The sequence below is a fragment of the Staphylococcus agnetis genome (assembly GCF_002901865.1).
Classification (GTDB): domain Bacteria; phylum Bacillota; class Bacilli; order Staphylococcales; family Staphylococcaceae; genus Staphylococcus; species Staphylococcus agnetis.
Genome location: NZ_PPQF01000082.1, coordinates 1 through 19,944 on the forward strand (window position 1 = coordinate 1; position 19,944 = coordinate 19,944).

Annotated in this window: 17 protein-coding genes and 9 tRNA genes; 20 read left to right on the plus strand and 6 right to left on the minus strand. The window is 33.8% G+C overall.

All coding sequences use genetic code 11. The features are described from left to right. The first annotated feature begins 109 nt into the window (after positions 1–109). Genes CD172_RS11015 through yhaM form a run of 3 tightly spaced genes read left to right on the plus strand, consistent with a single transcriptional unit; the run spans position 110 to position 5,188 of the window. Positions 110–1,297: a metallophosphoesterase family protein gene (locus CD172_RS11015; protein ID WP_060551377.1), complete on the plus strand. Its 1,188-nt coding sequence runs from the start codon at positions 110–112 to the stop codon at positions 1,295–1,297. 3 nt (positions 1,298–1,300) lie between these two features. Beyond that, entirely contained in the window at positions 1,301–4,228 is a 2,928-nt protein-coding gene (locus CD172_RS11020) for an ATP-binding protein (protein WP_103346381.1), read from the plus strand. Positions 4,229–4,246: 18 nt separating this feature from the next. Beyond that, on the plus strand, positions 4,247–5,188 hold the full coding sequence (gene yhaM, locus CD172_RS11025; RefSeq protein WP_060551375.1) for a 3'-5' exoribonuclease YhaM: 942 nt from the start codon (positions 4,247–4,249) through the stop codon (positions 5,186–5,188). Positions 5,189–5,348: 160 nt separating this feature from the next. Here yhaM and CD172_RS11030 read toward each other — a convergent pair whose 3' ends face one another. The 5 genes from CD172_RS11030 to CD172_RS11050 all read right to left on the minus strand — a co-directional run bounded on the left by CD172_RS11030 (position 5,349) and on the right by CD172_RS11050 (position 8,616). Next, the gene (locus CD172_RS11030) at positions 5,349–6,317 is read right to left on the minus strand and encodes a foldase protein PrsA (protein WP_037567588.1); all 969 of its coding nucleotides are present in this window, start codon (positions 6,315–6,317) and stop codon (positions 5,349–5,351) included. A gap of 212 nt (positions 6,318–6,529) precedes the next feature. Beyond that, positions 6,530–7,069, minus strand: coding sequence for a DUF3267 domain-containing protein (locus CD172_RS11035; protein WP_103346382.1), 540 nt, complete (start codon positions 7,067–7,069; stop codon positions 6,530–6,532). Between the two features lie 52 nt (positions 7,070–7,121). Beyond that, positions 7,122–7,652 carry an HTH-type transcriptional regulator Hpr gene (locus CD172_RS11040; RefSeq protein ID WP_103346383.1) on the minus strand — a complete coding sequence of 177 codons (531 nt, stop codon included), beginning with the start codon at positions 7,650–7,652 and terminating at the stop codon, positions 7,122–7,124. A 99-nt stretch (positions 7,653–7,751) separates the two neighbouring features. Beyond that, the gene (locus CD172_RS11045) at positions 7,752–8,108 is read right to left on the minus strand and encodes a YtxH domain-containing protein (RefSeq protein ID WP_037567582.1); all 357 of its coding nucleotides are present in this window, start codon (positions 8,106–8,108) and stop codon (positions 7,752–7,754) included. A 79-nt stretch (positions 8,109–8,187) separates the two neighbouring features. Beyond that, complete coding sequence (locus CD172_RS11050) at positions 8,188–8,616, minus strand: HIT family protein (RefSeq protein WP_103346384.1); 429 nt, start codon at positions 8,614–8,616, stop codon at positions 8,188–8,190. A 130-nt stretch (positions 8,617–8,746) separates the two neighbouring features. Here CD172_RS11050 and ecsA point away from each other — a divergent pair, with 130 nt between their 5' ends. Both ecsA and ecsB read left to right on the plus strand, forming a co-directional pair. Beyond that, positions 8,747–9,484 carry an ABC transporter ATP-binding protein EcsA gene (gene ecsA, locus CD172_RS11055; protein WP_103346385.1) on the plus strand — a complete coding sequence of 246 codons (738 nt, stop codon included), beginning with the start codon at positions 8,747–8,749 and terminating at the stop codon, positions 9,482–9,484. Next, on the plus strand, positions 9,481–10,695 hold the full coding sequence (ecsB, locus tag CD172_RS11060) for an ABC transporter permease EcsB (protein WP_103346386.1): 1,215 nt from the start codon (positions 9,481–9,483) through the stop codon (positions 10,693–10,695). Before ecsA ends, ecsB begins: the two co-directional genes overlap by 4 nt. 47 nt (positions 10,696–10,742) lie before the next feature. Here ecsB and CD172_RS11065 read toward each other — a convergent pair whose 3' ends face one another. Next, complete coding sequence (locus CD172_RS11065) at positions 10,743–11,273, minus strand: signal transduction protein TRAP (RefSeq protein ID WP_103346387.1); 531 nt, start codon at positions 11,271–11,273, stop codon at positions 10,743–10,745. Positions 11,274–11,469: 196 nt separating this feature from the next. On the opposite strand from CD172_RS11065, the gene hemE reads away from it, so the two are divergent. The 15 genes from hemE (at position 11,470) to CD172_RS11140 (ending at position 19,613) form a co-directional block, all read left to right on the plus strand. Next, complete coding sequence (hemE, locus tag CD172_RS11070; protein WP_103346388.1) at positions 11,470–12,513, plus strand: uroporphyrinogen decarboxylase; 1,044 nt, start codon at positions 11,470–11,472, stop codon at positions 12,511–12,513. A gap of 22 nt (positions 12,514–12,535) precedes the next feature. Next, positions 12,536–13,459 carry a ferrochelatase gene (hemH, locus tag CD172_RS11075; protein ID WP_103346389.1) on the plus strand — a complete coding sequence of 308 codons (924 nt, stop codon included), beginning with the start codon at positions 12,536–12,538 and terminating at the stop codon, positions 13,457–13,459. 13 nt (positions 13,460–13,472) lie between these two features. Further along, positions 13,473–14,876 carry a protoporphyrinogen oxidase gene (gene hemY, locus CD172_RS11080; RefSeq protein ID WP_060551365.1) on the plus strand — a complete coding sequence of 468 codons (1,404 nt, stop codon included), beginning with the start codon at positions 13,473–13,475 and terminating at the stop codon, positions 14,874–14,876. Positions 14,877–14,967: 91 nt separating this feature from the next. Then, positions 14,968–15,513 carry an RBBP9/YdeN family alpha/beta hydrolase gene (locus CD172_RS11085; RefSeq protein WP_234022043.1) on the plus strand — a complete coding sequence of 182 codons (546 nt, stop codon included), beginning with the start codon at positions 14,968–14,970 and terminating at the stop codon, positions 15,511–15,513. Positions 15,514–15,680: 167 nt separating this feature from the next. Beyond that, positions 15,681–15,755 (plus strand) — tRNA-Glu (locus CD172_RS11090). A 100-nt stretch (positions 15,756–15,855) separates the two neighbouring features. After that, positions 15,856–15,929, plus strand: a tRNA-Met gene (locus tag CD172_RS11095). 8 nt (positions 15,930–15,937) lie between these two features. Further along, positions 15,938–16,014, plus strand: a tRNA-Asp gene (locus CD172_RS11100). A 9-nt stretch (positions 16,015–16,023) separates the two neighbouring features. Next, positions 16,024–16,096 (plus strand) — tRNA-Phe (locus CD172_RS11105). A 12-nt stretch (positions 16,097–16,108) separates the two neighbouring features. Beyond that, positions 16,109–16,181, plus strand: a tRNA-His gene (locus CD172_RS11110). 13 nt (positions 16,182–16,194) lie between these two features. Then, positions 16,195–16,268 (plus strand) — tRNA-Gly (locus CD172_RS11115). A gap of 10 nt (positions 16,269–16,278) precedes the next feature. Continuing rightward, positions 16,279–16,353 (plus strand) — tRNA-Asn (locus CD172_RS11120). A 1-nt stretch (position 16,354) separates the two neighbouring features. After that, a tRNA-Glu gene (locus CD172_RS11125) sits at positions 16,355–16,426 on the plus strand. 48 nt (positions 16,427–16,474) lie between these two features. Beyond that, positions 16,475–16,563 (plus strand) — tRNA-Ser (locus CD172_RS11130). 634 nt (positions 16,564–17,197) lie between these two features. Then, the gene (locus CD172_RS11135; protein ID WP_103346391.1) at positions 17,198–18,061 is read left to right on the plus strand and encodes a PrsW family glutamic-type intramembrane protease; all 864 of its coding nucleotides are present in this window, start codon (positions 17,198–17,200) and stop codon (positions 18,059–18,061) included. 697 nt (positions 18,062–18,758) lie between these two features. Continuing rightward, positions 18,759–19,613, plus strand: coding sequence for a PrsW family glutamic-type intramembrane protease (locus CD172_RS11140; protein ID WP_103346392.1), 855 nt, complete (start codon positions 18,759–18,761; stop codon positions 19,611–19,613). Positions 19,614–19,944: the final 331 nt, after the last annotated feature.

Consider the following 19,944-nt stretch of genomic DNA (forward strand, 5'->3'; position numbering starts at 1 on the left):
GTTTCTTAACAGAAACTCATCACATAAATCTACAAAAATATGATAAAATAAATGAATACATAACATGTAAAAAGGCTTGTTAAAGATTCTTATAAAGGAGTATGCAGTCATGGTTAAATTTTTGCATTGTGCAGATTTACATTTAGATAGTCCATTTGCCTCCAAACAATTTTTAAGTCCTAATATTCTTAAAGATGTTGAAAATAGTGCATATGAAAGTTTTAAAACAATTGTAGATTTAGCTTTACGTGAAGAAGTTGATTTTATTGTTATTAGTGGCGATTTATTTGATTCTGAAAACAGAACCTTAAAAGCAGAAGTGTTTTTAAAAGAACAATTTGAAAGATTAAACAAGGAACAAATATTTGTTTATATGATTCATGGTAATCATGACCCACTCTCTGACGCACTTATATCAGATTGGCCTCAAAACGTCACTGTATTTTCTAACAAAGTAGAAACATATCAAACGATAACAAAAAATGGTGAGAAAGTTCACTTACATGGTTTTAGTTATCAACATAATGAGAGTTATGAAAATAAAATTGATGATTATCCTACAAGTGAAAGTCATCATACGATTAATATTGGTTTACTTCATGGAACGTACAGTAAATCGGGTGTTTCTGACCGCTATACTGAATTTCGTTTAGAGGATTTAAATGCAAAAATGTATCATTATTGGGCATTAGGGCATATCCATAAGCGAGATCAATTAAATGATCTACCTCAAATTCATTATCCTGGCAATATACAAGGTCGTCATTTTAATGAACAAGGTGAAAAAGGGTGTCTTATTGTAGAAGGTGACCATGTTGAATTACGAACACGCTTTGTGCCAACACAATTTATTCGTTTTGAATCTGCGGTGATTGAAACGGATCAAATTAATCAACATCATCTATACGAAAAAATACAAGCATTTAAAGCGCGTGTGAGACCTGAAGGCCGTGCGTTTTACCGTTTACGCTTAGATGTAAGTGGTGATGAGAGAATTGATCCCCAAACACTCGTACAGCTTAATGAAATGATTACTGAATATGAAGAAAATGAGCAACATTTTGTTTTAATTGATGAATTAACTGTGAACTACACAGAACTAGAAAAAACTTCAATTATGAAAGAGTTTTCTCAAGATATCGTAGCGCAAGACAGTGTTTTTGAGCGTGCTTTAAGTGATTTATATATGAATCCCAAAACGTCACGATACTTAAATAATTTTACAGACTTAGATCGGAAAGCACTTATCACACGAGCTGAAGAAATTATCGATGCAGAGCTAAAAGGGGGCAATTAAACCATGAAAATAAAATCTGTAGAAATTTATGGCTATGGTCAGTTTGTCCAACGTAAAGTTGAATTTAATGAGAATTTTACTGAAATATACGGGGAAAATGAAGCAGGTAAATCTACATTGCAAGCGTTTATCCATTCGATATTATTTGGTTTTCCTACAAAGCGTGAAAATGAACCGCGTTTAGAGCCACGTATGGGGAATCATTATGGTGGCCGTGTTACTTTGAAAATGGATGATGGATCTTTAGTTGATGTGGAACGTGTCAAAGGTCGAGCGCAAGGTGATGTAAAAGTCTTTTTACCTAACGGCGCAATAAAAGATGAAACTTGGCTTCAGCAAAATTTAAATTTTATTAATAAACGTACATATCAAGATATTTTTTCATTCAGTGTCATGGGGTTACAAGATATTCATCAAAATATGAATGAACAACAACTTCAAAATTACTTAATGCAAGCCGGTGCTCTAGGATCAACGGAATTTATAGGTATGCGTGATTTGATTCATCAAAAGAAACAATCTTTATATAAAAAGTCAGGCCAAAATCCTCAAATTAATAGACAAGTTGAGGAATTAAAACAACTTGAAGCGCAAATTCGCGATGAATCCGCTAAACTTGAAACGTACCAACGATTGACTGATGAGCGGGATAAAGCAGCACGAAGATTGGAACATGTAAAAACAAATTTAAATCAACTCACAGGCTTTTTTGAAACAAAACAAAAAGAAATCGCATTACATGATCAAGTTCAAGAATGGAAAGGTTTAGAAGCGGATTTAAACGTTGAACCGTTAGAATTTCCAGAACAAGGTATCGATCGATATGAAAATGCAAAATTTCAAACCGAACAATTAAAACGTGATATCGGGTTAAGAAATGAAAAGTTTCAGCAACTATCATATGAAAATGAACAATTATATATACCATCTGACGAATTATCCCAATCATTAGAAAATATTGCTAAAAAAGAAGAATCGATTAAACAAACCACTATGGATTTGCGCCAAACTGAACGAGAAATTGAACACACAGAACGACAAATCGATGGTTTAATGTCAAATATTGGTTGGCAAGCGATTGATAGTGATATTGATACTTCAGATATTCGCAAGAGCGATTTGAGCGATGCGTTAAAAGAAAAACGCGATTTAAATTATGCTGTCCAACAATTACAACAAAACTATGAAAGTATGGAAGTGGATCAACAATCTTCACAAACAGAATTAGAAGAGTTGAAATCACAACTTGTATCTGAAGAAAACTTTGCTAAAAAGAAAGAATACGATAAGCGTGCGTTGGAGTTACGTGAAAAGAAAAATCTTTTCTCTAAAATGAAGGAAGCTTTTGAAACAGAACAGCTGCAAAAAGAAAAGCAACAAAAATCTTTGCGTATTGCAATGATTATTTTGGCTGTTATTTCAGTAGGACTTGCAGTCTTTTCATTCGTTTCACAAACGATGTTATTTGCTATTGTTTTTGCTGTATTAGCCGTCATTTTTGTCATCGGTTGCTTTGCTATTAAGACTAAAACTGAAGGCCATACTGAACGTTTTTCTGATGAAATTAATCAATTAGAAAAAGAAGTTGCACGTTTAGAACAAGAATATGATTTGAATTTTGATTTAGCAGATCAATATCAGTTAAGAGATCAAATTCATCAACGTGAGCAACAATTTATTGTCTTGAATACAAAACAAAAACACATCGCGCAACAATTAGAAGCTTCTGAAGCTGATTTACAACAAGTCTCTCAGAAACTAACGCAAGCGAAAGCAGAGATGCATGTTTCTGAAAAATTATCAGATGATTTATTAATAGATGCGATGATGACAATTCATCAAATCAAAGAACATCATGCGCATTTACAAACATTAGTTTTAAAGCAACAACAATTAACCCAATCATTAAATGCATTTTATGATGAAGCACAAAAGCAAGTGACAGATGCGCTTCCAGAGACAGATAATGAAGCATTATTTCATGATGTGAGAGCGTGGGTGTCACGTACGAATAGTAATCGTGTGCAACATGAACGCAATCAAGAACAAATGACATTACTTGAAAAAGAACTTAAACATTTGACTCACAGATTGAATGAGAATAAATCTATTATTCAAAAGTTATTTAACTTTATCGGTGCGATTGATGAAGAGAGTTATTATCGTCATCACGATAACTACCAAACTTACCATCAACGATTATCACGCTTTAATGATTTAACAAAGTATTTAGAAAATCAAAATTACGGGTATGAAGAAAGCTCAAAATTAAGTGAGAAAACGTCTGCACAATTACAAGATGATTATGATAAATTATCAACTCAAATTGATGATTATAATCAACGTTATTTAACACTTCAAAGTGAGGTCAGTGACTTAAATGCGCAAATTAACCATATGGAAACGGACGATACATTACGTCATTTGCGTCATCGTTACCAATTATTGCGCAATCAACTTAACGCTACAGCTGAAGATTGGGCAGCATTAAGTTATTTAGAAGCACTTGTTGATGAGCATATTAAGCAAATTAAAGATAAACGATTGCCACAAGTTGTCGATGTGGCAACGCAAATTTATCATGAGTTGACAGCAGGGCAATATATTCAAGTTACGTATCAAAATGAACAAGTAATGGTAAAACATCGAGATGGTCAAATGTATCAACCTATTGAACTGAGTCAGTCTACAAAAGAACTATTATATATTTCGTTACGTTTGAGTTTAATAAAAATATTAAAACCATACTACTCCTTACCGATTATTATCGATGACGCCTTTGTACATTTTGATGTGACACGTCGTCAAAGAATGATGAAATTTTTAAGAGCATTACCTGATGCGTACCAAGTCTTATACTTTACATGCGCTAAAGATAATCATATTCCTTCAAAACAACTGGTTACGCTTGAAAAAATAGAGAAACATTAGTGAGAAAGGCGTTTTATTATGAGAAATGTAGAAAAATTGCAACCAGGAGATGCCGTGGATCAATTTTTCCTCGTGCATAAAGCAACACAAGGTGTAACAGCTCAAGGCAAAGATTATATGACGTTACACTTGCAAGATAAAAGTGGTGAAATTGAAGCAAAAGTTTGGACCGTTACTAAAGAAGATATGGCCACTTTGAAACCCGAGTTAATTATTCATGTGAAAGGTGACGTAATCAATTATCGTGGTCGTAAGCAAATGAAAGTGAACCAGTTTCGTGTTGCGACTGAAGCGGATGGTTTCAAAACACAAGACTTTATAGATGGTGCGCCGATGCCAGTTGATGAGATTAAATCTGAATTGCAATCCTTCATATTTGAAATGGAAAATGCGCATCTACAACGTATTACGCGTCATTTATTACAAAAGCATGAAGAGGCATTTTTTACGTATCCGGCAGCAAGTTCCCATCACCACAACTTTGTAAGTGGGTTAAGTTATCATGTCTTAACAATGTTAAAAATTGCCAAAGGTTTATGCGCGATTTATCCTGAATTAAATAAAAGTTTACTTTATAGTGGTATTATTTTGCACGATATGGGGAAGGTGAGAGAACTTTCAGGGCCTATCGCTACAAGTTATACGCTTGAAGGTAACTTACTTGGACATATTTCAATTGCGAGTGAAGAAGTGGCGGAAGCTGCAAAAGAGCTTGGCATTGATGGAGAAGAAGTGCTATTGCTACGGCACCTAATTCTCGCGCATCATGGTAAATTAGAGTATGGTTCACCTAAATTACCACATGTAAAAGAAGCTGAAATTTTACATTTTATTGATAATATAGATGCGAGAATGAACATGTTTGAAAAAGCGTTTAAAAAAATAGAGAAGGGTCAATTTACAGAACGTATTTTTGGCTTAGAAAATCGCCAATTTTATAAACCTGAAAAATTAGACTGAATTGGATAGGGCAACAATCTAAAGTAACTACTTTAGATTGTTGCTTTTTTAATAAGCGCACAATTACTTTTCTGCATAATGAAAAATCATGTTAATCATAAAAAGAGCTGCTAATAACGCAATTTGCGTTGTTAGCAGCTTTTAGTAAGCGTGTAAAATATTACATTCCCATATTTTGTTGACCTTGTGACCCTTGAGAAGCTTGTTCTTTTAAAGCTTTAGGATTTAAGATGTTATCTTCAATCGCTTTTTTAATATCACTGTCTTTATAGTCAACTTTGTATTCATCTAATAATTTTTTATATGCGTCAGTTAGAATTTCAGGTTTCTCCTGAAGTTTATTTTGAATGAATTTTTCCTTTAATTTTGATTTTTCTTTGTCAAAATCAGTTGGTTTGTCAGCTCGGATAATGTGATAGCCATAATCTGTTTTAACCACATCTGAAATTTCACCATCTTTTAATTTAAATAGTGCTTTCTCAAAAGGTTTTACCATTTGACCTTTAACGACATAACCTAAACTACCATTTTTATCTTTACTTGAATCCATAGATTCGTCTTTGGCAATCTTGTCAAAATCTTTAGGGTTTTTATCAAGTTGCTTCTTAATGTCATCAATTTTCTTTTTAGCCTCATCATCTGATAGGCCTTCTTTATCATTTTTATCTTGCTTCACTTTTATTAGAATATGAGACGCTTTTTTCGTATTATCTTTAATTTCTTTATCAGAGATATCGACTTTCTCATTTAACAACGCTTTTTGGTATTCCATCATTTTACGTTGTTCTTTGTATTTTTCCATTGTCATACCTTGTTGCTTAAGAAGGCTTTCAAATTGATCTTTCCCACCATACTTTTTGATTTCACTATCAATTTGTTTTTCAATGTCATCATTGTTTACTTTTTCACCATATTTATCTTTTAAAATTTTGCTTAAAAGAACTTTGAATGAGTTACTCGCAATTTGATCTTTACCAATTTCTTTCATAACATCTTCAACTTTAACATCGCCAGCTTTTGAAGAAATAAGCGTTTGATCTTTAGATGTTGGTGTGTCATTCCCACATGCCCCTAAAATAACAGCGCTGGCTGTGAGAGGAATAATCATTTTTTGTAAACCTTTCTTCATTGTGTTAGCTCCTTTATTTTTAAATTATCACAAATAATATTACCATATTGTAAGTAGCATACCAATGAAGAAGGGTAGAACTAAGACTAATTTACGAGAAAAAACGTAGTATTTAAATCTTTTTTAAGCTAAAGATTCAATTACTACGTTTTGTAATAAATTATATTTAATGTTATTTAATTTGACATTGAAAAGGTAAGTGTCTAAAAAGTTCATTTTTTTTCGAGAATCATCAGACCATTAATATGTTCCTCGATGTAATCGCCTTGTCTAGAAAAAATGATAATTTTCAAATAGAGTAAATCCATGACAGCATACCCCGCGTTTAAAGCAAGTAAAAACATCGCATAATGACCGTATTCAGGAAAATGTCGCGCCATTATAATCATGATCAATGTAATCACGATTAACGGCATTAATAAACAAATGCAAAAATAGATTTTTCGTATCGGCCTATCAACATATATGTTGTAAAAAGGGAACCAACTATTACGTAATAACTTATGTATTCTAAAATACTTTACATAGGGGATTACCGTAATCAAATGAATTGCTTTATGAATCGGATATAAAAGTATTAATAAGACCAAAAATGTAAAAAAATGTTCGTCAGTTAATCTTACATTATATTTGAAATGAAAAATTTCGAAACTAATAAAAAACGTAATAACCATTGTGACAAAACTAATAAAAGCAATACGTGGTAGCCCAAATCGCGAATGTATATCTATTGAGCGCGAGCAATTCAACATTATGCATACTCCTTTAAACATATAATAGATAACTTGTATTATCTACGTTCGTTTACTCAACGTCAAGCAAATGTTTTCTTAAATGATTATGACAAGCATTGACATCATCAATAAATTCTTTACCATGCATCTTAGCAACTAAATAATGAGCATCACTAAAATTAGGCTTATGAAACATTTCTGAACTGAATTGTTCAGAAGCTTGATATACAGTGTTATTTTCAATATTATACTGTTCAAATATTTCTTCGATGAGCTTCGTACCATTATCTGTTAAATGTATATAAGTATTACGCTTATCGTTCGTGTCTTTTTCAAGCGTTAAAAGTCCTTGTTGTTCAAGTCGCTTAGCAAAGTTGTAAGCTGTTGAAACATGCATCACACCATATCGTGAGATATCTGAAATTGTAACACGACCAAATGCATAAATTGTCATTAAAATCAGATGTTCGTTCATTGTAATACCTGATTTACGTAGCCAATTTTGCCAATCGCGTTCCGCATTTTTCCATATCACTTTAGATAGCATGGCTGCTTTGTGAGTGAAAAGGATACTTTCAATTTGTTTTTGTTTATCAGTCATACGCACCGCTCCTTTCTCAAACTATAAAAAAACATGATACTCACCGTATCATGTTTTAATACTATTATATCGAATTATTGTTTGATAAACACTACAAATTTACTTTTTAGATGGAAAATTTGTAATTTCTTCGCCACGATTTTGTAAATTTTCTATGTGGGATTGTAATCTTTTTATATTTGGATCGATATCCGATTGGAATTCACCAATCATCGTTTTAACTTCATCCCCGATAGATCCAGCCACTGATTGGCTTTCTGACTTAATGTCGTTAACGTAACTTATAATATCGTTGATACTACGTTTAATATTATCAACTTCTTTTTCTAAATCTGATTTAGGTTTTTCTACTGTAGTACTTTCAATACGTGTAGATTTGTCGCGTTTCATTAGCGCTACACCAAGCCCTGTAGCTACGCCTGCAGCAAGACCTAAAGTAATTTGTAAGGCTCTCATACTTTTCCTCCTCTGAAGCATTTTAATATTTCATACCCATTATAACGAATATTCATGCATAAGTATGTGGATGTACAAACTATTGTTGGATTTTATCAGCAATTTGCTGAGCTATTTTGGTTTTAGCTTCATCATTAAATGCATCTTCGTGTGTTTCCCATTGGTAATCAAAACCATCCATGTCATTTTTATAACGTGGAATCAAGTGAAAGTGAATATGGAAAACAGATTGTGAAGCATATTCACCATTATTTTGAACGATATTTAAACCGTCTGGGTTAAACGCATCTTTAATAGCATTTGCAACGATAGGTAACGCTTCACCAATATGTTTCATCGTTTCAGCATCTGTTTCATAGATATTTGCTGAAGGTTTCTTAGGTATAAGTAATGTGTGTCCTTTTGATAATTGTGATATATCCAAGAAAGCATAAACATGGTCATTTTCATAAACTTTAAAACTTGGAATTTCTCCATCGATGATTTTTGAGAAGATTGTTTCAGCCATTCCTTTTCACTCCTATCATTTTTTTAATCATTATAGCATTAGTTCATCATTCTGTAACGTTTCAAGAGCGTTTATAAATAGCAATATTGCGTTATTTTATGTACAATAAATTTCACGGAGGTGCAGGATAATGACTGTACAAGTTACAAATTTAACAGGTGGTTATGGAAGAACACCGATAATTAAAAATATCAACTTTTCACTCAAACCTGGAGAAATTGTTGGCTTAATAGGTCTCAATGGGGCTGGTAAAAGTACAACAATCAAACATCTTTTGGGATTACTTACACCTATGGAAGGGGAAATGTCGATTTCAAACATAAATATTAAGGATGATATAGAAGCATATCGACGCCGTTTATCCTATATACCAGAGTCACCTATCATTTACGATACCCTCACGTTAAAAGAGCATATCGAAATGACAGCGATGGCATATGATATTGATGTGCAAACTGCAATGACACGTGCCAAGCCATTATTAAAATCATTTCGTTTAGAAGATCAACTGAATATTTTTCCAAGCCATTTCTCTAAAGGAATGAAACAAAAAGTGATGATCATATGCGCATTTATCGTTAATCCAGATTTATACATTATTGATGAACCATTTTTAGGACTTGATCCAATCGGTATTCAGTCAATGTTAGATTTGATGGAATCGAAAAAACACGAGGGACGTACAGTCCTTATGAGCACACATATTTTAGCAACAGCGGAAAGATACTGTGATCGATTTATCATTTTAGATCAAGGAGAAATTGTAGCGATGGGAGATTTGGATGCGTTGCGTCAACAAGCGCAAATGCCTAATAGTACACTTGATGACATATATATTAAAGTGACACATCAAGGAGCTTCTCTATGAATAATGTGAAAGCTTTATATCAAGTTAGGCGACTAAAAGATTTTGAAGAAAAACGCCACTATAACAAGTTCATTTTTAATGGTCACTTTTCAGTATTTCTTGTCATTTTATTAGGTGCTTTTATTTTAGGATATGGTGAATGGTTACGTGCTATCCCAAAAGGCATCAATTATTTGCTTATCATGTCAGTACTTTTATGTTTGACTTCGCTTTTTCCATTAAAAACGCGACTACAAGAAGCTGATCAACTTTTCTTACTGCCATTTGAAAATAGCATGAAACAATACGTTAAACGCTGTATTACGGCCAGTTATATCTCTCGGATACCCTTACAAGTAATCGTACTTATCGTTTTTTTTCCTTTATTTCATACGTTATATCCGAATGACACTGTACATTTTTATATCCTTATCCTCTTGGCGCTTATTTTACCCTATTTAGGTCTAATATTGAGATGGCAATGGTATTTGTACGGATTAGAAAATTGGTCTATTAATGTGTTATTAATGATATTGAATTTATCTGGATATTATGTTTGGCTAGATGGTAAGTCTTATATGGGGTTTGCAAGTGTTGTTTTAATGCTTGGTCTTATATATATGTTAAGAAATATGAATGCCAAAAAGCACTTTCCATGGCATTTTATGGTAAATCAAGCACATCAACATCAAGCGAACTATTATAAATTTGTGAATATGTTTACCGATGTTAAAGGCTTCACAGCACCTTCTGCTAGAAGAAAATACTTGGACATTTTCTTACGTCAACCAAGAGAAATGAATAGTAATACGATGTACTACTATTTATTTAAACGTCATTTTCTTCGGGGGAAAGATGCATTTCATTTAACACTTCGTTTAAGTGTCATCATTTTAGCTTTAATGATTTGGTTACATCAACCAATTATTAGTCTTATTATCGGAAGTTTGGGCATGTATATCATTATTCTACAAATGTCGCAATTTTATACACAAGAAGCTTATGGCTTATGGCCTCAAGTATGGCCTGTTTCTGACTTGAAAGTCATCCAAGGCTATCAAAAGTTTTTATATCGTACAGTCATAGTTGTAGGGATATTGCTGAGCTTAATGTATATTATTTTTAATATACAATATGCGTACTTTGTAATGTTCTTTTTTGTAGTAGGCATTTTAACAGTGAGAGCGACGGTTAAAAAATTAAAATATCAAGAAACATTATTACGTGATTAAAAAAGAGGAAACGCGGTGTCTTAGCACCATGTTTCCTCTTAATTATTTTATGCATTATCTTCTTGTTTAGAAATGTCTTCTTCAGAAATAGGGTAGAAGTAACGTTCTAAATAAGAACTATGTGCACCGGTTACACCAGATAATGAACGTACCGCATCTTTAGAAAAGTTTTCTCTAAATACAGATGACTTTTTGAAATCTTCGTATGCAGTTCTTGATTCAAAACCAAACATAACTTTATATACATTTTCTTTTAATGGTTTTAATAATCTAAAACTTTTGTATTCTTCAAAATCCGATAATGTCGGATAATAGGCATCTAATTTCTTTTCTAATTGATATTTATGGTCTTCCGAAGTAGGGATAGAGATAACAGCTTGGAAATCATTTTCAGAAATGTCCCCAACACGAGATAATGAACGAAAAGCATTAGGTTGTTGGAAAACACTTTCTTTTTCAGTTTCATCAATTAATACGGAACGATCATCTGATGAAAAAATGAGTAAGTTTCTATCTTTATTATTGAGTTGAATCTGGTGTATATAACCATACGTACCATAAGTGATATATAGTTTCATGGTGTTTCCCTCCTTAATATTGAACTTATTATACTTTTTTTTACGGTAAAAGACCACAATTTATAATACCCATTTGAATACTTTATAAAAGTGCAATTTTAGATTTTAAACTTTTATGACATTTGAGTACCTTGTAAGCGTTATATACGTTAAATATGCTATAGTTGATAGGAATGAAGTTTTTAAGGAGGTTCTCATGGTTACACCGTTTAATGATACGATTTTAAAAGCGATAAAAGGGGAACAAATCAAACATACTCCTGTCTGGTTTATGCGACAAGCAGGGCGTTCACAACCTGAGTATCGTAAATTAAAAGAAAAATATTCGTTATTTGAAATTACACACCGACCTGAACTGTGTGCTTATGTCACTGCTTTACCAGTAGAGCAATATGACACAGATGCAGCAGTTTTATATAAAGATATTATGACGCCTTTAAAGGCAATTGGCGTTGATGTAGATATTAAATCTGGCATAGGACCTGTTATTTCAAATCCTATACGTCAAATGTCTGACGTTGAACAGCTAGGGCAAATTGACCCTAAACGTGATGTGCCTTTCGTACTCGAGACGATTCAATTGTTAACGTCTGAAAAATTGAATGTACCACTCATCGGCTTCACTGGGGCACCATTTACATTAGCGAGTTACATGATTGAAGGTGGACCATCCAAAAACTATAACAAGACGAAAGCGTTAATGTATAGCGACGAAGCGACTTGGTTTAAATTAATGGATACACTGAGTGAGATGTCAATCACTTATGTAGGGGCACAAGTTGAAGCAGGCGCTCAATTAATTCAAGTTTTTGATTCATGGGTAGGTGCTTTGAATCAATCAGATTATGATTATTATATCAAGCCATGTATGGAAAAACTGGTTCGAGGTATTAAGTCTTTTAATGTGCCTGTGATTTTATTTGGTGTTGGTGCGAGTCATTTAATTTCATCTTGGCATCAACTTCCAATAGATGTTTTGGGTCTTGATTGGAGAACATCCATTAAACAAGCTGAATCATTAGGTGTGACTAAAACGGTGCAAGGTAATCTCGATCCTAGTATTTTACTCGCACCTTGGCCAGTCATTGAAGAAAGATTAAAACCAATATTAGATCAAGGAATAGCGCATGGTTCTCATATTTTTAATTTGGGACATGGCGTTTTCCCAGAAGTAAAACCAGAAATTTTACAACGGGTATCAAAATTTGTACATGATTATACAGGGGAAATATTAAAATAGACTTGAAAAAGGACGGATTTGGATGAAAAAAGAAGTCGGTTTATTAGTAATGGCGTATGGGACTCCGTATCAGAAAAGTGATATAGAACCATATTATACGGATATCCGACGTGGACGTAAACCTAGCGAGGAAGAATTAAATGATTTAATATCCCGCTATGAGGCAATTGGGGGGTTATCACCACTTGCGAAGATTACTGAGCGTCAAGCGCATGCAATTTGTGAAGCATTAAATGATATGCAGTCTGAAGTTACGTATAAATTATATATAGGGTTAAAACATATACATCCTTTTATTGAAGATGCTATTTCAAACATGCATCGTGATGGTATTACAGAAGCGGTTACAGTCGTATTAGCGCCACATTTTTCAAATTTCTCTATCGGTTCATATGATAAACGTGCTGATAAAAAAGCAGCTGAATATGGTATTCAACTTCGCCACGTGCAACACTATTATCATCAACCTAAATTTATTGAGTACTGGACGATGAGAGTTAACGAAATTTTAGCGAATATACCTCAAGAAGAGCATGATCAAACAATGCTTATTGTATCTGCACACAGTTTGCCTGAGAAGATGATTAAAGAAAGTAATGATCCTTATCCAAAAGAACTTGAAAATACGGCTATCGCTTTAAAAGAACAATCTGCTATTCAAAATATTGCGATAGGGTGGCAATCTGAAGGCAATACGGGGACGCCTTGGTTAGGACCAGATGTTCAAGATTTAACACGAGACCTTTATCAAGAACACCAATACAAACATTTTATTTATACACCTGTAGGTTTTGTAGCCGAACACCTTGAAGTACTTTACGACAATGATTATGAATGTAAAGTGGTGTGTGATGAGGTGGGAGCTATGTATCACAGACCGCCTATGCCAGATACGCATCCACTCTTTATAGGTGCTATCGTAGACGAAATCTCTAATTTGAGTTAAAGGTGTGAGGCCAATGACAAAAGTTGCAATTATAGGGGCTGGTATCACCGGTCTATCAAGTGCTTTCTTTATAAAAAAACACTTTCCAAATGTGGACATTACAATATATGAAGCTTCAGATGTTCCAGGTGGTAAAATTAAAACAGTATCTCGTGACGGTTATACCATCGAATTGGGCCCCGAATCTTATTTAGGGCGTAAATCGATTATGACGGAAGTAGCTAAAGAAGTGGGGATACCTGAAGAAGATATCATCACAAATCAAACGGGTCAGTCATACATATTTGCCCGTAATCAATTATATCCGATTCCAGGTGGCTCAATTTTAGGTATCCCTACCGATATCAAACCTTTTGTGACGACAAAATTAATTTCGTTTAAAGGTAAACTACGCGCATTAAAAGATTTAACACGTAAACCCATCTCGATGAATGAAGATATATCTGTAGGGGCATTTTTTAGATATCGACTAGGAGATGAGATTTTAGAAAATCTTATCGAACCGTTATTGAGTGGTATATATGGTACAGATATTGATCAATTAAGTTTGATGAGCACATTTCCTAATTTTAAAACCTTAGAGGACACACACGGAAGTATCATGAAAGGAATGCAAAAGGTACGTTTGCATCGAGAAAAGCAAGATCAACATAATACTGAAGGACCTCAAGGCCAGTTTAAACAGTTCCGCCATGGATTGTATGATTTAATCATCCAACTTGAACGATGGCTTAAACAACATCATGTAGCATTTGAGTATAATACGCCAATAGAAAACCTTGTACGTCAACAAAAAGGATACAATGTTGTAACAGCGCATGAGACCTCCACATTTTTTGATGGGGTAATTGTTACGACACCGCATCACGTTTTTCATAAATGGTTTGAAGCTGATCCAGCTTTTGATTATTTTAAACACTTAGAAGCCTCATCAGTCGCAACTATTGTATTTGCTTTTGATGAAAAAAATATTAAAAATACGCATAATGGCACAGGTTTTGTGATTGCTAGAACAAGCAATACCTCCATTACAGCTTGCACATGGACGACAAAAAAATGGCCACACACGACACCTGATGGCAAGGTACTTATTCGTGCCTATATTGGTAAGCCGGGTGATGATATAGTTAAAACACATAGTAATGAAGAACTTGTTGCTATTGCCAAAAAAGATCTGTCTCAAATGATGACATTTTATGATGAACCTGACTTTACAATTGTCAATAAAATGATTGATGCGAGTCCTCAATATCATGTTGGCCACATTCATAATATTAAACGTATTCAAGAACACATTTATAAAGAATATCCACATCTTCAAATTACTGGCGCGCCATTTGAAGCGGTGGGATTACCAGACTGTATCCAACAAGCACAAGATGCAGTTCAGAGGTTGATTCCTAGAATTCAAACATAAAAATAATGATATCAGCAGGACTTGGCCTTAATGCTAATGTTTTGCTGATTTTTGATTTGTAAAATAAAAGGGGATGATTTAATTGACTCAAGTGTATATTGCACACGGTTATCATGCAGATCCTTATCAACATTGGTTTCCATGGTTAAAAAATGCTTTAGAAATTGAGGGACATGATGTAAAGGTGATTAAATTTCCAAATCCAGATACACCTCGCGTTGAAGAATGGATCCGTGCTATGAATGAACAAGTGCAACATTTAAACCACGATACCTTATTTGTTGCACATAGTTTAGGTGTCATCACAACGTTGAAATTTTTAAATGACGCAGACATTTCTTCAATAGGTGGTGTTGCACTCGTTTCTGGTTTTAAAGATCGTCTACCGCATATGCCAGAATTAGATGCGTTTGTCGACCAACATATAGATTATGATGCTTTAAAAATAAAATTGAATCATCGTTTTTGTATTGCAGCTAAAAATGATACTATTGTGCCTTTTTCTTATACAGCAAAACTCAGTGACGTATTAGGTGCAAAGTTGTACGTGCAAGAAGAAGGAGGACATTTTTGTCAGGAAGATGGTTTTGAGTCGTTTAATTTCCTTAAACAAAAAATTATTCAAAAATTAGATTGAGTGTGCTATTTATTAGATGATAAATAAAGAAAATGTTAATACTTTGAAACTAATTGTAAGCTTTTTACCTTATGAGTTCTAAATTACACATTTTCTTTGTGGAAAAGCGTTGACCTTTTAATAATCTGACTATATACTAAGAAAGTCCTTAAGGGATTTAGCGCTGTGGCTCCTTGGTCAAGCGGTTAAGACACCGCCCTTTCACGGCGGTAACACGGGTTCGAGTCCCGTAGGAGTCACCATTTAATTTTATTTACAATTTTAAAATTAATTTAAAAAAGTGTTGACATTCCTTACAATAATTGCTATGATGTAAAGGTAGCTGATTTTAAATAACATTATCGCGGGATGGAGCAGTTCGGTAGCTCGTCGGGCTCATAACCCGAAGGTCGGTGGTTCAAATCCGCCTCCCGCAATTACTTTAGGTCCCGTAGTGGAGCGGTTTAACACGCCTGCCTGTCACGCAGGAGATCGCGGGTTCGATTCCCGTCGGGACCGCCATTTTAATATGGTTCAGTAGCTCAGTCGGTAGAGCAAAGGACTGAAAATCCTTGTGTCGGCGGTTCGATTCCGTCCTGAACCACTTTCAATCACGGCGGCTGTGGCGAAGTGGTTAACGCATCGGATTGTGGTTCCGACATTCGTGGGTTCGATTCCCATCAGCCGCCCATATCGCTAAATGCGGGTGTAGTTTAATGGCAAAACCTCAGCCTTCCAAGCTGATGTTGTGGGTTCGATTCCCATCACCCGCTCCATTTTTATTGTTCCACAGTAGCTCAGTGGTAGAGCTATCGGCTGTTAACCGATCGGTCGTAGGTTCGAGTCCTACCTGTGGAGCCATGGCCCCTTGGTCAAGCGGTTAAGACACCGCCCTTTCACGGCGGTAACACGGGTTCGAGTCCCGTAGGGGTCATATAATCAGAAGTGAAACATCGCTTCTGATTTTTTTGTTTATATCTTTGGAGAGTTGTCCGAGTTGGCCGAAGGAGCACGCCTGGAAAGTGTGTAGGCGCCACAAGCGTCTCGAGGGTTCGAATCCCTCACTCTCCGTTAATTATTTATATTTCGTAAATCTACCGTTGTATCACGTAATCACAAACGTTGATATGACGGTTTTTTGCTGTTTCAAGTTGTCTAATGTGAACATTGTATTAGATACGTAACGTCCAAGGGAACGGTTGTTCAATTAGTTGATCATTTAATGATTTACGTTTTACAGTATTCATAGTCAGTCATTTATGTAAAACAAAGATATAGTTAAGGTTTCAAGTTAAATCGTTCACTGTTATGATGGTCAAATTGAGAATGGCAACCTATTCTACGGCAAAACAAGTTTTAAGTATGCATTGCTAGTATGTCAGTCGTTAGCTTAAGGTTAACTTAGATTAACCACCAAAACCTTAATAATCTATTAAATATAAAAGGATTTAAAGTTTATTGGTATATAATATTATTAAAGGATTGATAGAATATCAAATGCGCATAAGGAGATTTTTAAAACAATAAGATGATTATTATAAACTGTGTGAGTAATTAGATGATAACTCTGATAGTGACGGTAGTTTAGAGGACTATGGTATTTCAAAATAAGTCTGTACGATTTCGTCTTTTTGTAAGATTGTCTACCTATATGCAAAGTATTAATTTTGGTATTCAAAAAATTATGTATAGGAAGAGAAACATCATGAAAAAATTCTTGAAAAAATACAAATATCATGCACTTGTAATTTTTGCGGTGTGGAGCTTTATTTCTGGTTTTAAACTCTATTATACTAACTTTGGTAAGCCAAATGGTTTTGAAGAAAAGTATCCATTATTTTTACTTAATATTTCTCTTATCGCTATTTACGCAATTCCCTTGATACTATTGGCACGTTATTTAACAAAACGCTTTGAGATTTCTAAAAAAGTAGTGACGTTAAGTTGGATTATGGGTTTAACTGCCTCCCTTTATTTGTCCGGTATAGGCCATTTGATTGTTGCACTTTTTTGGATTAAAGTAATTAACCCACCACAATCTTTTATTAATCAATGGGGCGCTGCTGTATCAGGTCCATTTGCTGAAGAATTTGCTAAGGGGTTGACAGTTCTAATTATCTTACTGCTTTTCAAAAAAATGGATTTAAAACATGCGTTAGTCAGTGGTATGATAGTTGGCTTAAGTTTCCAAATAATTGAAGACTGTATTTTTACATTCAGAAACGTATTTGTAGCAAATGGTGAAGGTTTTGCAACTTTAATTGAACGTATTGTACATGCAGGCGGTACCCATTGGACATTCTCTATTTTATTTGCAGTGGGAATGGTAGCACTGATTGCTAAAAATACTGGATTTAGTAAAATACAAGGTGTTTTCTGGTTAATGATGGGTATTTTCGCGCATTTCTTAGTCAACTCACCGTTCAATGATGGCATTGATTCAAAAACTGGGGAAGTGACTGTATTAATTTTAACGTTTAACTTATGTTTAGCAATTGTAGCTATTAAATCAGTCGATAAAATTGAATCGAAAAGAACCGAAGACGCTTATTCTGAAAAAACAAATTAAAAATGAACATTGATCTACTGTAAATGTGATCTAAATAATAATACTGGAAAACAATATCAAATCCACCCGGGCAAGCGGGTGGTATTCATTTTTTATTAATCGAATAGGAGCTATAAGCAGTCAAAATAGGAGAGAGCAAAGTAATTAATTAAAGGGATAAGCAGGTAATCAATGGCATTGTGATAAAGTTGATGTAATCATGCATATCAATAACGAATGATGCTTTGTATTGGTTTATTCTAAATAATTAGAAGTAACGTATACCCTTATTTAAGAGGTTGCCCATTGAACCAAACCTCATGAAAATTTCTATTCTTTTGATTAAGTTTAATTTTTAACGAATAAAATGTATGGAAATGCCGAAAGAATTCATTGTGTTATCTAAAGGAGTATATTTGTTGCAAATCTTAAAAATACATTAATTTATAGACTATTTATAGTTTGTGTATATATAATATGGTTAATGAATTTATAGTAATACAATATTGCACTGGTGATGATTGGAAGTTAAAAGTCAAATTTTAAACGAAAATCATTTAGTATTCACGAAGTGTGTTATTGATGAGGGGACATTATATTACTTTGTACTGCTATGCGTAACATTTATTTACCTTCATCTTTTGCACGGGATAGAATTTAATCGTTGTGCCCTTGTATTATTCTAATTTATTCAAAATACTTATAGGAAAGGTACATCATGAAAAATTTATTTAACAAATACAAATATCATGCACTTATACTTTTTGCAATATGGAGTTTTTTCTCAGGTTGCAGAATCTTTTATGAGAGTTTTGGTAAACCGGATGGATTAGAAAACAAGTATCCGTTGTTTTTGCTCAATATTGCACTTATTGCAATATATGCAATACCATTAATTTTACTCACTCGATATTTAGCAAAACGCTTTGAAATTTCAAAAAGAGTAATTCATTTAAGTTGGGTTATGGCTTTAACTGTTTCTGTTTATTTTTCAGATATCGGCCATACAATTGTAGGCTATACAACAATTGTTATTTTAAAAGTTCCAAATGCGATTTTAGCAGATTGGGGAGCGGCTATTAGTGGTCCATTAGCTGAAGAATTTGGTAAAGGATTTACAGTTTTACTTGTACTGCTGATCCTTAAAAAAATGGATTTAAAAAATGCGTTAGTGAGCGGAATGATTATTGGTCTTGGTTTCCAAATTATCGAAGACTGTAATTTTACTTTCCAAGAGATATTTAAAGCTAAAGCTGACGGTTTTTCTCTACTTCTAGAACGTATTGCTTTTTCTGGAGGTACACATTGGGTATTTACACTAATATTTGCTATCGGTATCGTTGCTCTAATTGCTAAAGATACTGGCATATCGAAAGTACAAGGTTTAGTTTGGATGTTGGTAGCATATTTTGCGCACTTTATTTACAATACACCATTTAATGATGGTATAGGTTCTAGTACAGGTGATTTCACAGTTCTACTACTAACAATAAATTTATCGCTTGCACTTTTAGCATTCAAAACGGTGGACAAAATTGTGTCGCAACAAAAAGGGCAACTACCGAATTTATAGTTTGTAATGAAAAGGAACAATTTCATTCTCGTGAAATAACTTAATATTTTTCATAGGTTCTATGCTTTTAGTGAGATGAGCGAATGCTTCATTGACTAATATAAGTATAGGACCTATTTTTAGCTCAATCACAAAATTTTTATCACTATCTCTCATGTTTTACGTCAACATTTGCACATTCTTTTGAGAATGATTCATCCGTTGTTGACTCATGTCACTTTCGTCTCTAGTTTCAAACATAACACCATTTTTAGTCTTATCCTATTCCAAAATCCACTAAATTGAAACTGCATTATACCTTTTTAAATTATGATATTTCATATAAAAGTGA

Coding starts and splice junctions, on each gene's coding strand:
- CD172_RS11015 (WP_060551377.1), top strand. CDS start 110: ATGGTTAAATTTTTGCATTGTGCAGATTTACATTTAGATAGTCCATTT.
- CD172_RS11020 (WP_103346381.1), top strand. CDS start 1,301: ATGAAAATAAAATCTGTAGAAATTTATGGCTATGGTCAGTTTGTCCAA.
- yhaM (WP_060551375.1), top strand. CDS start 4,247: ATGAGAAATGTAGAAAAATTGCAACCAGGAGATGCCGTGGATCAATTT.
- CD172_RS11030 (WP_037567588.1), bottom strand. CDS start 6,317: ATGAAGAAAGGTTTACAAAAAATGATTATTCCTCTCACAGCCAGCGCT.
- CD172_RS11035 (WP_103346382.1), bottom strand. CDS start 7,069: ATGTTGAATTGCTCGCGCTCAATAGATATACATTCGCGATTTGGGCTA.
- CD172_RS11040 (WP_103346383.1), bottom strand. CDS start 7,652: ATGACTGATAAACAAAAACAAATTGAAAGTATCCTTTTCACTCACAAA.
- CD172_RS11045 (WP_037567582.1), bottom strand. CDS start 8,108: ATGAGAGCCTTACAAATTACTTTAGGTCTTGCTGCAGGCGTAGCTACA.
- CD172_RS11050 (WP_103346384.1), bottom strand. CDS start 8,616: ATGGCTGAAACAATCTTCTCAAAAATCATCGATGGAGAAATTCCAAGT.
- ecsA (WP_103346385.1), top strand. CDS start 8,747: ATGACTGTACAAGTTACAAATTTAACAGGTGGTTATGGAAGAACACCG.
- ecsB (WP_103346386.1), top strand. CDS start 9,481: ATGAATAATGTGAAAGCTTTATATCAAGTTAGGCGACTAAAAGATTTT.
- CD172_RS11065 (WP_103346387.1), bottom strand. CDS start 11,273: ATGAAACTATATATCACTTATGGTACGTATGGTTATATACACCAGATT.
- hemE (WP_103346388.1), top strand. CDS start 11,470: ATGGTTACACCGTTTAATGATACGATTTTAAAAGCGATAAAAGGGGAA.
- hemH (WP_103346389.1), top strand. CDS start 12,536: ATGAAAAAAGAAGTCGGTTTATTAGTAATGGCGTATGGGACTCCGTAT.
- hemY (WP_060551365.1), top strand. CDS start 13,473: ATGACAAAAGTTGCAATTATAGGGGCTGGTATCACCGGTCTATCAAGT.
- CD172_RS11135 (WP_103346391.1), top strand. CDS start 17,198: ATGAAAAAATTCTTGAAAAAATACAAATATCATGCACTTGTAATTTTT.
- CD172_RS11140 (WP_103346392.1), top strand. CDS start 18,759: ATGAAAAATTTATTTAACAAATACAAATATCATGCACTTATACTTTTT.